Origin of the sequence: Arthrobacter sp. NPDC056886 (genome assembly GCF_042788715.1) — a bacterium.
Taxonomy (GTDB): domain Bacteria; phylum Actinomycetota; class Actinomycetes; order Actinomycetales; family Micrococcaceae; genus Arthrobacter.
The window spans coordinates 1-14,601 of the sequence record NZ_JBHUBT010000020.1 but is presented as its reverse complement, the minus strand read 5'-3'; the positions used below and the strand labels follow the sequence as shown (position 1 = coordinate 14,601).

13 protein-coding genes are annotated in these 14,601 nt (G+C 68.1%); all 13 read right to left on the bottom strand.

Features of this window, described 5'->3' with window-relative positions; all coding sequences use genetic code 11:
* Positions 1-49 precede the first annotated feature (49 nt).
* The 13 genes from ACFRJ8_RS22520 to ACFRJ8_RS22460 all read right to left on the bottom strand — a co-directional run bounded on the left by ACFRJ8_RS22520 (position 50) and on the right by ACFRJ8_RS22460 (position 13,984).
* Positions 50-937: a hypothetical protein gene (locus ACFRJ8_RS22520; protein WP_377988588.1), complete on the bottom strand. Its 888-nt coding sequence runs from the start codon at positions 935-937 to the stop codon at positions 50-52.
* Between the two features lie 160 nt (positions 938-1,097).
* Positions 1,098-1,586, bottom strand: coding sequence for an 8-oxo-dGTP diphosphatase (locus ACFRJ8_RS22515; RefSeq protein WP_377988587.1), 489 nt, complete (start codon positions 1,584-1,586; stop codon positions 1,098-1,100).
* A 162-nt stretch (positions 1,587-1,748) separates the two neighbouring features.
* Positions 1,749-2,312: a hypothetical protein gene (locus tag ACFRJ8_RS22510; RefSeq protein WP_377988586.1), complete on the bottom strand. Its 564-nt coding sequence runs from the start codon at positions 2,310-2,312 to the stop codon at positions 1,749-1,751.
* 217 nt (positions 2,313-2,529) lie between these two features.
* A complete protein-coding gene (locus tag ACFRJ8_RS22505) occupies positions 2,530-2,871 on the bottom strand; it encodes a YciI family protein (protein ID WP_377988585.1) in 342 nt (113 codons plus the stop codon).
* Between the two features lie 420 nt (positions 2,872-3,291).
* Positions 3,292-4,317: a site-specific tyrosine recombinase XerD gene (xerD, locus tag ACFRJ8_RS22500; RefSeq protein ID WP_377988584.1), complete on the bottom strand. Its 1,026-nt coding sequence runs from the start codon at positions 4,315-4,317 to the stop codon at positions 3,292-3,294.
* Positions 4,314-4,979, bottom strand: a complete 666-nt coding sequence (locus ACFRJ8_RS22495) for an NUDIX domain-containing protein (RefSeq protein ID WP_377988583.1) — start codon at positions 4,977-4,979, stop codon at positions 4,314-4,316. The genes xerD and ACFRJ8_RS22495 overlap by 4 nt, the downstream gene beginning before the upstream one ends.
* Before the next feature lie 27 nt (positions 4,980-5,006).
* Positions 5,007-6,800, bottom strand: a complete 1,794-nt coding sequence (locus ACFRJ8_RS22490; protein ID WP_377988582.1) for a CTP synthase — start codon at positions 6,798-6,800, stop codon at positions 5,007-5,009.
* A 100-nt stretch (positions 6,801-6,900) separates the two neighbouring features.
* Positions 6,901-8,637 (bottom strand): DNA repair protein RecN, encoded by a 1,737-nt coding sequence (gene recN, locus ACFRJ8_RS22485; RefSeq protein WP_377988581.1) that lies wholly within the window; start codon positions 8,635-8,637, stop codon positions 6,901-6,903.
* A gap of 3 nt (positions 8,638-8,640) precedes the next feature.
* On the bottom strand, positions 8,641-9,678 hold the full coding sequence (locus ACFRJ8_RS22480) for an NAD kinase (protein WP_377988580.1): 1,038 nt from the start codon (positions 9,676-9,678) through the stop codon (positions 8,641-8,643).
* Positions 9,679-9,700: 22 nt separating this feature from the next.
* Positions 9,701-10,513, bottom strand: coding sequence for a TlyA family RNA methyltransferase (locus ACFRJ8_RS22475; protein ID WP_377988579.1), 813 nt, complete (start codon positions 10,511-10,513; stop codon positions 9,701-9,703).
* Complete coding sequence (locus ACFRJ8_RS22470; RefSeq protein ID WP_377988578.1) at positions 10,510-10,893, bottom strand: hypothetical protein; 384 nt, start codon at positions 10,891-10,893, stop codon at positions 10,510-10,512. Before ACFRJ8_RS22470 ends, ACFRJ8_RS22475 begins: the two co-directional genes overlap by 4 nt.
* A 9-nt stretch (positions 10,894-10,902) precedes the next feature.
* Positions 10,903-11,892: an HAD-IIA family hydrolase gene (locus ACFRJ8_RS22465; RefSeq protein WP_377988577.1), complete on the bottom strand. Its 990-nt coding sequence runs from the start codon at positions 11,890-11,892 to the stop codon at positions 10,903-10,905.
* A gap of 4 nt (positions 11,893-11,896) precedes the next feature.
* Positions 11,897-13,984: a hypothetical protein gene (locus ACFRJ8_RS22460; RefSeq protein ID WP_377988576.1), complete on the bottom strand. Its 2,088-nt coding sequence runs from the start codon at positions 13,982-13,984 to the stop codon at positions 11,897-11,899.
* Between the last annotated feature and the right edge of the window lie 617 nt (positions 13,985-14,601).

The following is a 14,601-nucleotide window of genomic DNA, read 5'->3' as shown; positions in this document are numbered from 1 at the left end:
CCTTTGAAAGGTGGCCGGCCCGCGCTTTCTGCTGCCGGTGCGTAGCCTGCTAGCCCTCGTTGATCTTCAGCGAGGTAATCATGCGTTTCGCGTTCACGTACTCCGGGGTCTGCATGTAGGCCCGGGCTGCGTCCAGCGAGGGGAACGTCTTGGCTCCCTTGTGCGTGGGATCATCCTCCGAGCCCCCTGCCCGGACCAGGAAAGCGTCGGCGAAGGAGAATAGCGGTGACTCGGGCGGTCCGGTGACTACGTTGTAGAACATGCAGGTGGTGCCGTTCTGACCGGCAGGGGTATCGGTTAGCCCGTAGGACGCCGTGACGCGGTCCTTTTCCTGGAGTGCCCGGAAGGCAAACTTCGGCGTGACAGAGCCCTTGGCGGGCTGGTGCGGGAGATCCACTTCGGCCGAATCAAGCACCGTGTAGGGAACGGCGCCCTGGCACGCGCCGCCAATCCCACCGGACGGGCCGAAGTGCAGGGACGCCACCACCACAGCAGATTCATTCGCAACGTCAACATCAACTCCACCGGAACCCCCGGAGACGTCGGTGACACGCCAGGCGGCCGGGTAGTCGAAACTGACCTTCGAATCGGCGCTGGTGAAGGTCAGCCAGGCCCCGGTGGACGGTGACGGGGTTGCCGGAGCGGCCGATGCGGACGACGACGGCGACACGGGCGCCGACGTTGCAACGTCCGGCGACGGCGTCGCCGTAACGGCAGTGGACGCTGTCGGTGTCGTTACTGCGGCCGTCGAGTCAGCCGCCGGAGTCCGGTCAGCGGACCCCATGTTTCCGGCCACGGCAACGCCGCCAGCGACGGCCGCCACGGCGAGGGCAACGACGGCGGCCGCCCACGGCCAGCGCCGGCGTGCCCCGACGTCCTTGGACGGCCCGTCGTCCCAGCGATCCCCGCCCGGAAGGTCGTGATTGTTAGAGTCCATGCCTTGCCCCCAAAAATGGCCCGTGTGCCGCTCGCAGGTGTGCGATGGAAATGCGTAGATCGCCGCGGCGCGACGTTCGAACCCTAGGCTACCGGTCAGGCCGCGGCATTGTCCGCAACACGATTTCGAGTCGCGGAAATCGGCGGCGCGGAAGCCCCGTTCACCGCTGCGTGGTGGGATACCGGACCGACGCGACGGTCTCGTTGTCCTCGTTGAGGACCACGACGACGTCGATCCTTCCGCCTGCCAGGGCCGGGGGCAGCCAGTGCGCCGCATCCTGCCACATCCGCTCCAGCGGCAACGACGCTGAGTCGAACCACTCGGGCGTGATTTCCGGGCTCTCGGCAGGTTCGCCGTCCCACCGCCGGGTGGTGAAGAGCCGGCACGACATGTTCCACTGGGGCCGGGCGGGGAAGATGAACTCGACGAGGCCGGCGTGGGCCAGGTCCTCTTGGAGCACCACGATGCCGGCCTCTTCCCAGACTTCGCGCACCACGGCCTCGGCGTCGCTCTCCCCCGGTTCCACGTGGCCGCCGATACCCACGATCTTCCCGATGCCGAAACCGGTCCTCTTCAGGCCCAGCAGCACCTCAGTGCCGGTCTCCGCGTCACGGAGCGGGAAGCAGAGAGTGACTGGCGTGAGCTTCATGTGCTCAACCCTATAGCTGCCGCGGGCTACCGACGCTATCTGGCTGCCGGACAATAGCCCACAAGCATTGGCCGCAGTTCGACTGGAGTCCCCTTGCCGGCGAATTCTTTGTCCATGGCCTGCTGCGGCGTGAGTCGCTGGCCTTTTGCGAGACATCATTGTTCAGCGCGTGGAACCTACAACTGGATACGCTGGACCATTCCTGCCCGAAGTCGCTGAGGAAGCGTCCGTTCCGCGGTTTGGCCCCGCTCCGGCAGGGTCCAGGCCGGCGGTTTCGTCGACGATGATCCGGGCGTGCTGCCAGGAGATCGTCCCGGCCTGCAGGGCGGCCAGGGTCAGCGGCAGCGGCGTGGTCAATGCCCGGGACTCGGCCAAGAGGGCGCCGGCGGTCCGCTCGCTGACGGTCAGGACACAGGCGACCTCGGCGACCAGCGCCAGCCCAAACGCGGTGCGGTCCTGCGCGGAAGCCGCCGGCGGCACCAGGGCACCGGTTGCCTGCGCGTAGCCGGCGGCCAGCCTCACCTTGGCCGCCGCGGTCCGGGCCTCGAGCCGGGCGACCTCGGCGAGCCCGTCCAGGTAACCGTCCGCCAGGCTTCGCAGCGGATCGGCGTCCCGCCAAAGATCAGACGCGGGCAGATTGGCTCCGGACGGACCACCGCTTTCCGCCGCGGCGCTGGCGCTCGTGAAAGCGGCGAGCCTGGCAGCGGAAGCGGCGACAGCCTCCACGGCCGCCCTGCTTGCCGCACTCCACGCCGCGCTGCTTTCCATACCCCAAGCAAATCACGAGGCAGTGACAATTTTTGGCGAACCGGCCGCGGTGCAGCGCGACGCCGGCCCTGACTTCATAGCGCCGTCGGTCGAGGTCACGCGGCCAAATGCGCTGCTGCACGCCTTTCACCATGGGCCCGGGACGTACGACCGACTCTGGCTGACGTGGCCCTTGTCAGCTGGCCGGATCATGCTGGAACTGCCGGACCTCTTGCGAGCAGCGGCAAGCGACGGCGATCTTCGCGGCCCACTCAAGTGCCGCCTCCCGCGAGGGCAGCTCGAGAACGGTGTAGCCGCCGTTGGGCACCTTGTGGCCTGGGTGCGTGCCCTCGGTGACGGTGCCGTCACCGGCCACGAGCACCGGGTCTACGTCCTCATCGATCCCGCCGCCGAAGACGTACACGCCCGCCGCCTTGGCCTCATCGATGACGGCATGCGAGGCTTCGACCACCGCCTCGAAGTCCTCCTGGGGAAACACCATGGCCTCACCGGGGAACGAGATCAGGTACTTCGTCATTCGAGGACTCCTCTGCTCGGGCGGCGCCATCCGTCGGCTCGTCTCTGCGGCACCGCTCTGGTGCCCAGCTCGATTATGGCTCCGGCGCCCGACAAGGAGTCAAGGTAGAGCGCCGCGACCGACCCGCAGTACCTGCTCGAGCGGTACCGTCTGAGAGCACGTTCTAAAACCCCGCCCGCGAGGAGGATCAGACATGGATCACGTCGACACGATCGTGACCGGCGAGGGGGTTAGGGGTCGGCGAGGGGGTTAGGGGTCGGCGCGGGGTTAGGGGTCGGCGAGGGGGTTGCGGGTCGGCGCGGGGGTTGCGGGTCCGAGGTCTCCAGACGAGGGAAGTTCCTACGCCATCCGTCCAAGAGGCCTCGATGTTGTCGACGCTACGCTCACGATCGCTTTCACCTGCCCTGATCTGAGAGCGGCTTAGCCTAGGGCGCGCGGGTGCGCGGCGGCGTAGATCTCCCGCAGCGTATCGGCCGTCACCTGGGTGTAGACCTGCGTGGTGGTTACCGAGGCGTGCCCCAGCAGTTCCTGGACCACCCGGACATCGGCGCCGCCCTCAAGCAGGTGGGTGGCGAAGGAGTGCCGCAGGGTGTGCGGGGAAACGTCTTTGGTGATGTTGGCCTTGTCCGCTGCCGCCTTCAAAATGGTCCAGGCGCTTTGCCGGCTGATCCTGCCGCCGCGGGCGTTGAGGAACAGGGCAGGGGTGCCCTTGCCCTTGGCGGCCAGCAGGGGCCGGCCGCGGACGAGATAGGCGTCGAGGGCACGTGCCCCGTAGGAGCCGAGCGGGACGAGGCGTTCCTTGGAGCCCTTGCCGAACAGTCGGACGATCGCCGGCCCGGCGCCTTCGCCGGCCTGATCGGGCGTGTGCAGGGAGATGTCGTCGACGTCCAGGCCCACCGCTTCGCTGATGCGGGCCCCGGTGGAATAGAGGAACTCGAGCAGCGCGCGGTCGCGCAGGCCGGTTGCTGTGTCCGTACCGGCCGCCTCGAGGATCCGGGTGACCTCGTCCACGCTGATGGCCTTGGGCAGCCGTTTGCCCGGCATGGGCGGATGGACGTCGCTGGCAGGGTCGGTGGGCGTGACGCCTTCGAGGGCCCAGAACTTGTGGAGTCCGCGCACGGCCACCACCGTCCGAGCCGCCGAGCGGATGCCCAGGGCGGAGCCGCCATCGGACCCGTCGGAGAGGGCCTGGACGAAGCCGGTGACGTCGTGCCGGGTGATCTCGGCGGGGCGCTCCCGGCCCGTGTGGGCGAGGTGCCTGGCGTAGCGGGCCAGGTCCCGGCGGTAGGCGGAGAGGGTGTTGGCCGCAAGCCCGCGTTCCACGCCCATGTGCTGCAGGTAGTCAGTTATTGCGCGGTCTATGGCTGTGAGCGGCCGGGCGGGCGGGCGTTCTGGGGCCGCAGGCTCAGCAGGGGCCGCAGGTTCAGCAGTCAGCGCATCGGTCATTGGCGCTGGCTGGGATGGGCGGGCCAGGGCGCGTCGGCCGGGCGGAGGCGTTCGAAGTTGTCGGCGCGGGCGGCGGCGGCGGCCAGCACGCCGACGACGGCGGATGGGTTGTGCAGGCGGCCGTCAAGCACCGCCTGCACGGCCTCGTCCAGCGGCGTCCAGTGCAGTTCGATCTCGGCTTCCTCGTCGGTGCGAACGTGCCGCTCGTGTCCCGGCACCTCACTCAGGCCGCGGGCCAGGTAGATGCGGATAGCTTCGCTGGAGGATCCCGGGGAGTTGAAGAAGTCTGCCAGCACGTTCCAGCGGTCCGCCACGAGGTCCGCTTCCTCTGCCAGTTCACGGGCGGCGCCGATGACGAAGTCCTCCCCCTCGACGTCCAGCAGCCCGGCGGGGATCTCCCAGAGGTCCATGCCGACGGGGTGCCGGTATTGCCGGAGCAGCAGGATGTCGCCGGCGTCGTTCATGGGGAGAACGGCAACCGCGCCGGGATGGTCGATGTAGTCCCGGACCAGGGTGTCGCCGTCGTCGTTGAGCTGGAAACTGTCGCTGACGACGTCCCAGATCCTGCCCTCGTAAACCTTCCGGGAAGACAAAAGACGGCGCGGGCTCGGCTCATCCGAAACCTGCCGTGCAGCATTGGGGGTCTCAGACATACCGGGCATCGCGCCGTCCTTTGATTCAGTTGGAAATTACTTGGATGCTGCTGCCGACGAGGGCTTGGGCGCAGCAGCCGGGGTATCGGCCTTTGCGTTGGCGCTGAGACTTGCAGAGGGCGCGGCGTCGGCCGCCCGCTGGTGCCCCAAGGCGGCCTCGATCAGGCCGGCGAACAGCGGGTGCGGGCGCGTGGGCCGCGAGCTGAGCTCGGGGTGCGCCTGCGTGGCTACGTAGTACGGGTGGACTTCGCGGGGAAGTTCCACGAACTCGACCAGCTTGCCATCGGGCGATGTTCCAGAGAACGAAAGGCCCTTGGCGGCAATCTGATCGCGGTACTTGTTGTTGACTTCGTAGCGGTGGCGGTGCCGTTCGCTGACCTTGGTGGCGCCGTAGGTCTCGGCGACGACGGAGCCTTCGTCAAGCTTGGCTTCGTACAGGCCCAGGCGCATGGTGCCGCCGAGGTCGCCCTTGCCGTCGACGATGTCCAACTGCTCCTCCATCGTGGCGATGACGGGGTACTTGGAGTCCGGCTCGAACTCGGAGGAGGATGCTCCCTCGAGGCCGACCACGTTGCGGGCATACTCGATCACCATGCACTGCAGGCCCAGGCACAGGCCCAGGACCGGGAGCTTGGTTTCACGGGCGTACTTCAGTGCGCCAAGCTTGCCTTCGAGGCCGCGGATGCCGAAGCCGCCCGGGACACAGATGGCGTCGACGCCGGCCAGGGACTGCACGGCGCCCTCGCGGGTTTCGCATTCGTCCGAGGGGACCCAGCGGATCTTGACCTTGGTGTCGTTGGCAAAGCCGCCGGCTCGCAGGGCTTCGGTGACGGACAGGTAGGCGTCTGGCAGATCGATGTACTTGCCCACGAGCGCGATTTCAACTTCGTGCTTCGGGTTGTGGACGGCGTCGAGCAGCTTGTCCCAGCTGGTCCAGTCCACATCCTTGAACGGCAGGTCCAGGGCGCGGACGATGTACGAGTCCAGGCCCTGGGAGTGCAGGGTCTTCGGGATGTCGTAGATGCTCGGTGCGTCCGGGCAGCCGATCACGGCGTCGATGTCGACGTCGCACATGCGGCCGATCTTGTCGCGCATCGGCTGCGGGACTTCGCGGTCCGACCGGATCACGATTGCCTCCGGCTGGATGCCGATGGAGCGCAGGGCGGCAACGGAGTGCTGAGTCGGCTTGGTCTTGAGCTCCTGCGACGGGCCGATGTACGGCACCAGGGATACGTGGAGGAAGAAGACATTTCCGCGGCCGATGTCCTGGCGGACCTGGCGGGCGGATTCCAGGAACGGCTGGGACTCGATGTCGCCCACCGTGCCGCCGATCTCGGTGATGATGACGTCCGGGGCGTTCTTGCCCTCGGCGGGAAGCCGCATGCGCCGCTTAATCTCATCGGTGATGTGCGGGATGACCTGGACGGTGTCGCCGAGGTATTCGCCGCGGCGTTCCTTGGCGATGACGGTCGAGTAGACCTGGCCGGTTGTGACGTTGGCCGATCCTTCGAGGTTTTCATCGAGGAAGCGCTCATAGTGGCCGATGTCCAGGTCCGTTTCGGCGCCGTCGTCAGTGACGAAGACTTCGCCGTGCTGGAAGGGGTTCATCGTGCCCGGATCCACGTTCAGATAAGGATCGAGCTTTTGCATTGTTACAGACAGACCGCGTGCCCGCAGGAGGTGGCCGAGGCTCGAAGCCGTCAGTCCCTTACCGAGCGAGGACGCTACACCACCGGTGACGAAGATGTGTTTGGTCGTCTTGGACGAGCCCGGAAACCGGGAATTTACACGAGAGTTTGATCGCTGCACCACGGGGTTTGAGCTTATCATCAATTCGGCCTTCCACGGGCTCCTTGGCGGGATTCCGATGTGATTGTTGTCCTAGCAGCGGTCCGTGCGGGAATCCTTGCGGACGTCCCCGCGGGCCTGCTCAGATTTGCGGCAGGAGTTTGGCGTCGTCGAGCAGCTCCTGGGCGTGCGCCTGGGCTGATTCCGAGTCCTCCTGGCCCGCCAGCATGCGGGCCAGCTCGCGGACGCGCTCTGACTCGTCCAGCAGCTGCACGTCGCTGGAAGTGAAGCCCGTGGCGGTAGCACCGTCGGCGCCTCGCACGGAGGTCTTGGTGACCCTGATGTGCTGGTTCGCGAACGCGGCCACCTGCGGCAGGTGGGTCACGACGAGGACCTGAACGTGCTGGGCCAGCATCGCCAGCCGACGCCCGATCTCGACGGCGGCGCGGCCGCCCACGCCGGCGTCGACTTCGTCGAAAACGAACGTCGGGACAGGATCGACGGCGGCCAGCACCACCTCGATGGCGAGCATCACCCGGGAGAGTTCACCGCCCGAGGCGCCCTTGCCCAGCGGCCGGGCCGGCGCGCCGGAATGAGGCTGCAGCAGGAATGAGATCTCATCGGCCCCGAATGGCCCCAGCTGGGCTGCGGACTCCACGTTGATGACCAGCGTGGCATCGGCCATGGCCAGCGCCTTCAGCTCGGCGCTGACCCGCGCGGAGAGGTCCTTGGCGGCCTTTGTGCGCGCCTTGCTGATCGCGGCGGCCTTCTTCCGGAGCTCGGCTTCGGCCCGGGCCACCTCGGCGTCCAGCGATTCGATCCGGGTGGAGTCGTCCTGCAGTTCCTCGTGCCGGGCCCGGGCGGCCTCGGCCCAGACCAGCACCTCGTCGATGGTCGGCGCGTACTTGCGGACCAGCTTGGCCAGCGCGGCCCGGCGGTCCTCGATCTCGGCGAGCCGCTCCGGGCCCTCCGTGTCCAGGGCGGCCTGGTAGCTGGCGAGCTCCGCGGCGATGTCGTTGAGCAGGAAGCCGACCTCGGCAAGGCGCGCCGCGGCTCCGCCCAGCTCCTCGTCGTGTTCGGCCACGTGCTCCAAGGTGCGCTTGGCGGCGTCCACCAGGGTGGTGGCGTCGGCTTCTTCGCCGAAGTCCTCGGCGATGAGCGCCTGGTGGGCTGCGCTGGCGGCGATCCGCAGTTCCTCCACGTTGGCCAGTTTCACGGCCTCGGCCTTGAGGGCATCGTCCTCCGCCGGCTGCGGGTCCACGGCGTCGATCTCGGCCAGGGCTGCCTGCAGCGACTCGGCCTCGCGGAGGCGTTCACGGGCGGCACTGCGCAGGGCGTCCAGCTCGCCCTGGCTGGCATGCCAGTGGGCATAGAGGTCCTGGTAGGCGGCAAGCGTGCCCGCGAAGCTCTCGCTGGCGAATTTGTCCAGGGCGCCGCGCTGCGCCACCTGGCTCTTGAGCCGGATCTGGTCCGACTGCCCGTGCACCACCACGAGGGTTTCGCCGATTTCGGCCAGCACGCCGACCGGCGCGGCACGTCCGCCCAGGTACGCCCGGCTGCGGCCGTCGGCACCGACGCTGCGGGCAAGCAGCAGCTCCACACCGCCGTCGAACTCCTCAACTTCCGCCCCGGCCTCGCGGGACCGCGCGACGGCGGCGTGCCCGGCGTCGAGCTTCAGCACGGCCTCCGCGGAGGCGCTCTTCGCGCCGCTGCGGACGGCGCCGGCGTCGGATCTGGCACCGAGGAGCAGTCCGACGGCGGTGACCACCATGGTCTTGCCGGCACCGGTTTCACCGGTCACCACGCTGAGGCCCGGGCCCAGCGGCAGGATGGCGTCGGTGATGACGCCGAGGTCGCGGATACGCAGTTCTTCAAGCATGGTTCACTTCTCGGTTGAGGGATCTGGCGAGGGATCGGGGGCGTCACCGGGTTCCGCGTGGCGCGGCGAGGGCAGCGGTGGCATGGGACGGGGCGTGCGGATGATCGGGATGGGTCCGGTATGGATCGCCTCGGCCTGCGGCATGGGGCCGCGCCAGCCCTGGATCGGGAGCTCGAACTTGCGCACCAGCCTGCCGGAGAAGGGGGTCTGGCGCAGCCTGGCCAGCCGCACGGGCGTCGCGGAGCGGGTCACTTCGACGCGCGCGCCGGGCGGCAGATCCACCGAGCGGCGGCCGTCGCACCAGAGGACGCCCTGGGCGTCGGTCCGGTTCAGGATCTCGACCGCGAGCCTGGACCGGGGCGAGACCACGAGCGGCTTCGCGAAGAGGGCATGGGCACTGATCGGCACGATCAGGAGGGCCTCGACCTCGGGCCACACCACAGGACCGCCGGCGGAAAACGCGTAGGCCGTGGAGCCGGTGGGCGTGGCCAAAACAACGCCGTCGCAACCGAACGAGGTCAGGGGGCGTTCGTCGACTTCCGTGACCACCTCCAGCATCCGTTCCCGGTTGGCTTTCTCGATCGCGGCTTCGTTAAGGGCCCACGTGTGCCAGATCTTCTGTCCGCGGACCCAGACCTGGACGTCGATCGTCATGCGCTCTTCCACCGTGTAGTCACGGCTGGCAATCCACTCGACGGTCTGGGCGAGGTCTGCTCGTTCGCTCTCGGCCAGGAACCCCACGTGGCCGAGGTTGACTCCGAGCAGCGGCACGTCGACTTCGCGGACCAGCTCGGCAGCGCGGAGGATGGTGCCGTCCCCGCCCAGCACCATGACGAGTTCCACCTCGGGCAGCTTCACGTGGTCGTGGAGGACCTCGACGGGGTGGTCGAGCCGCCCGAAAAAGCGGACCATGTCATCGAGTTCGTTCTCCTGCAGCACCGGGACCAGCCCGGATTCATGCAGCAGGGCACACGCTTCCCAGGCAGCCTTGAGGGATTCCTCGCGCCCTGTGTGGGCAAGGATGAGGACACGCCTGCTCATCGGGTTCCGCCTTCTGGTGGTACTAGTGGTTCGGCCAGATTGTTCCGAGCAACGCAGCAACGGCTGCGTCCCGCTCCTCGATCTTAGGCGGGACTTCCGACATCGCGCGTTTTATCCACAGGAAGTATTCGACATTGCCGTCCTGGCCGGGCAGCGGACTTTGGGCGAGCCCTTTCAATTCGAGCCCCGCGTCCGCGGCGGCAGCTGCCACCTTGCCCACGGCCATCCGGCGTTCCCGTTCGGAGGTGACCACCCCGGTGCGTCCCAGCCGGTCTTTGCCAATCTCGAATTGTGGTTTGACCATGAGGACGAGGTCGCCGCCGGGCTCGGTACAGGCCCTGAGTGGCGCCACCACAAGGGTCAGCGAGATGAAGGACAGGTCCGCCACCGTCAACGCGGCCAGCCCGCCGATTTCCTCGGGCGTCATGTACCGGACGTTGAGGCCCTCGTGCACGGCAACGCGGGAGTCGTTGCGGATTTCCGGCACCAGTTGTCCGTGCCCAACGTCCACAGCCACAACGTGGGCGGCTCCGCGGCGAAGCAGTACGTCCGTGAACCCGCCGGTTGAGGCGCCGGCGTCGAGGCACCGTTTGCCCGCGACGTCGACGGAGGGAAAGGCATCGAGCGCGCCGGCCAGCTTGTGCCCGGCGCGGCTGACGTAGCCGTCCTCGGCGGAGGCCGTGACGTCCAGCTCGGCGTCATCCGGGATCTGCAGGGATGCCTTGGCGAGGACCTCGCCACCGGAGCTGACTTTGCCCTCGGAAATCAGCCGGGCGGCATGTGTCCGGGACCTCGCGAGCCCCCGGCTGACGAGCGCCTGGTCCAGCCGGCTCACGATCCCCCGTCCCCCGCAGTATGGATCCGGCGGGCCACGCCGGCGGCGCTGGCCACGTCCTCGTTCAGGGCCTCCAGCAGGGCGTCGTGCATGCCTGCATAGACTTCCCCGTGCTCGGACACGGGCGTTTGCCGCAGGGCCGGGAGGCGGTCCAGCACAGCGCTGACGGCCCGGTCCTGGACGTGTGCCTGCTGGCCTTGCGTCTGCCGGCCTTGCGCCGCGTGCCCGGCCGGTTCCGCAGAAAGCTGCTGCGACGGCAGGTCCGGCCAGGTGACGTCGGCCGCGAGGTCCGGCGCCTCCGGCTCAACTGGCAGCTGGCGTGGGGCCTGGTTTAACGCAGGGTTCAGCGCAAAGTCTGGCTGCTGGTTTAGCTCGGTCATGTCTCCAGCCTAGTGATCGAGCCACTCGAGGACCGGAGCCAGTGCGCTGGTTGTCTCGGGGTTCGCGGCCCACCAGGCCGAGCAGGCGGCACGCCATGAATCGAGGTCGGCGGGGTCGCCGCTGATGTGGACGGACTGCCCCCGTACGATCGCCGAGGCCGCGCCGCTGCTGAACCGCCCGGCGTCGTGCTCCACGGCGGGGTACGGCGCGTACAGGCCGGTCAGGTCATTGATGAGGAAATCAGGGCGTTCCATCGACTTTGCGGCGAGGATCGATTCCCTGGTGTCCACTCCGGTCAGCACCGCCACCGTGGCGAATCCGGCGTTGTTGCCGCCCAGGATGTCGGTGTCCAGCCGGTCACCGACCACCAGCGGCCGGTCCGAGGCCAGCCGTTTGGCGGCAGTGTGGAACAGCGGCGCCTCAGGTTTGCCCGCCACGATCGGGCTCTTGCCGGTCGCGGCCGCCACGGCCGCCACGAGCGTCCCGTTGCCGGGGGCAATGCCGCGCGCCTGGGGAATGGACCAGTCAGTGTTGGTCGCCACCCAGAGGGCGCCCCCGGCGACGACGTACGATGCCTCGGCGAGATCCTTCCACCCAATCTCGGGGCTGAAGCCCTGGACGACGGCGACGGGGTCATCCTCCGCGCCGCGGACGGGAACCAGGCCAACCAGCTCAATCTCCTGGGCCAGCGCGGCGCTGCCCGTGATCAACACGTGTGCCCCGGCGGGCAGCAGCGAGGCGAGCAGCGCTGCCGCCGCCTGCGAGGAACTCACCACCTGGTGGTCCTCGGCGGGGGCGCCGAGATCGCGCAGGTGCTGAGCTACCTGCGCCGGAGAACGGGAGGCGTTGTTGGTGACGTAACCCAGCCCGACGCCGACACCAGCCAGCCGGCGCAGCGACTCGACGGCCCCGGGAATGGCATGGGGGCCGGCATACACAACGCCATCGAGGTCGGAGAGCAGGGCATCAAAGGTGGAGATCAGGGCGGTATCCGTCATGCGGCTAGTCCTCCACACGTTCACGCTGGGCAGGCTCTGAGTCGTCGACGAGTTCCTGCTCCGCCTCAGCCGTCGATTCCCCGTCGGATTCAGCGTCAGCTTCAACGTCAACTTCTCCATCGGCGTCATCGAGCACGTCGGCTTCGACCGAATCCTGGTCGGACTCGGCGTCGTCGGAGTCGAAGTAGTCGGCCTCGGCGTCGTCGGCGCTGTTGTCGATCGCGTTGTCGTCGGTCGCGTTCGTGCCGGCCGCTCCGGCTGCGGTGCCGGTGGCTTCTGCCGCGGCGGCAGCACTGGCGGCACGCGGGGCGCGCTCTTCGGTTCCGGCGTGCACGTCGGCGTTCTCCTGCTCACGGAGGCGGCGCAGCCGCGCCTCCTCGCGGGCTTCTTCTTCCTCGTCCCAGCCGAGGTCGATAATGTCGGGTTCCTCGTCCTCCCCGAGGCCCAGAGCGTTCTCGGCCACGATGGCCTGGCGTTGCCACTTGTCGGCTTCGGCAGCGCGGCCTGCTGCCGTCAGCGCATCAGCGTAGGCGCGGAACAACCGAGGGCTGTAGGAAAAGGCGCGGTTGATGTCCAACTGCGGGATTTCCAACTCGGAAACCGCTGCGTCGAGCTGCTCGAGGTCGGTGCGGGCACCGGCGGCCACGATAGCCAGCTCCACCTTGCCGGGGGCATCGAGATCCTTGGCTTCCTCGGACCGGGCCATGTCCAGAGCACGGTCCGGGCGGCCCAGGCCCCGCTCGCAGTCGGCCATGACCGGCAGGTGCATGTTGGAGCCGCTGATCCGGCGGTACGTGCGGAATTCCCTAAGGGCTTCACCATAGTGGCCGGCTGCATAGGCCGTCAGGCCGACAGCTTCGCGGACGGATGCAAGGCGTCCGCCGCGGCGGCTGGCAGCCAGGGCGTGCTGGAAGGCAAGCTCAGGTTCTTCGTCCAGAAGCCGACCCGCCATGACGAGGTGGCGGGCCACCCATTCGGCACTGGTGCCTTCGAGAGTTTTGATCTGGTGCTGGGTGGCGCGGTCAAGCTCCTTGCCTGTGACGTCCTCGTCGATCTGGGGTGAGCGCTCCCGGTCCGGACGGTTGGCGCTGCGGAGATCGCGGGCATTGGGCACACGCACCGGACGGTCTTCCGGGCGGTCCCGCCCGTACTGGCGCGGACCTGTTTCGCCACGGTCAAAGCTGCGTGCCGGACGTTCCTCGCGGTTGCCGAACGGCTTGCGGTTCTCGCCGCCGCTGTACGGCTTGCGGTCACGGTCGCCACCGCCGAAGCTGCGCTGACCGCCACCTTCACGCGGGGCACGGTCACCATAGGGCTTGCGGTCACCATAGGACGGGCGGCTATCGCCGCCGCTGTACGGCTTGCGATCACGGTCGCCACCACCGAAGCTGCGCTGGCCGCCACCTTCACGCGGGGCACGATCACCATACGGCTTACGCTCACGCTCGCCACCACCACTGTAGGGTTTGCGGTCACCATAGGACGGGCGGCTTTCGCCACCGAAGCTGCGCTGACCCCCGCCTTCACGCGGAGCGCGTTCACCATACGGCTTACGCTCACCGCCGCCGCTGTACGGCTTGCGGTCACCATAGGACGGGCGGCTGTCGCCACCGAAGCTGCGCTGGCCGCCACCTTCACGCGGGGCACGATCGCCATACGGCTTACGCTCGCCACCACCGCTGTACGGCTTGCGATCGGCGCCACCGAAACCACGCTGATCCCCGCCCTCACGCGGAGCGCGATCGCCATACGCCTTACGCTCGCCACCACCACTGTAGGGTTTGCGGTCACCATAGGACGGGCGGCTGTCGCCACCAAAGCTGCGCTGGCCGCCACCTTCACGCGGGGCACGATCACCATACGGCTTACGCTCACCGCCGGCGCTACCACCGCTGTACGGCTTACGCTCGCCACCGCCCTCACGCGGAGCGCGGTCACCATACGGCTTACGGTCACGGTCTTCCCTGGAACGGAAGCCGCGGGGATCGCCGCCCGAGTTGCTCGTGCCTCGGAACGGGGCTCCACCGGAACTGCGTCCGCCAGAGTTGTCGCGGGCCTTGCCGCCGCGGTTGCCATCATTGTGCTCAGCCATGCTGGGATTCCTCCTGTTGAGAGCTGACCACTGGCGCAATCGCAGCCGCTCTGTTCCGTGTTTCGTTTCCTACGCAACCCGAAATCAAGCGCTTCGAAGTCCGTACATCTCCCCCAATTCTAGGCGAGCAACCCGCGCCCGGCTAACGGCATCACCTCAATAGGGCCCGCGGTGGGAAGTGTCACAACCTCCTGCACCGCTTCTGTCCGCAGCCGGCGGCGGGCGAGGCGTGTCTGACGGCCGAGGCCCTGTTTGGGCCTAAATGCGGGAGGACCCCCAACGTGGTTGGGGGTCCTCGACCCGAGCGGGGTTCTTTCGGTCACCTACCTCGGAGCCGTTCCCACGGCATCACTTCGTCCCCTATTGGGGGTTCGACGGCGGCGCTGTACTCGGAGGTGTTGCCGGCTTCTGCGGGCGGCGAAGGCCCGGCCGAAAAGGCTGCGCGGGGGGCGTCCTGGTGGTTTACGCCAACCGTTCACAGACGTCCAACCTGGCCGGAGGGGGTCCGGTTTTGTGGTTTGGGGGTTAAATGCGGGAGGACCCCCAACCTGTGGTTGGGGGTCCTCGACCGTTAATGGTGTTCCGGCGGTGACCTACTCTCCCACACCCTCCCGGGT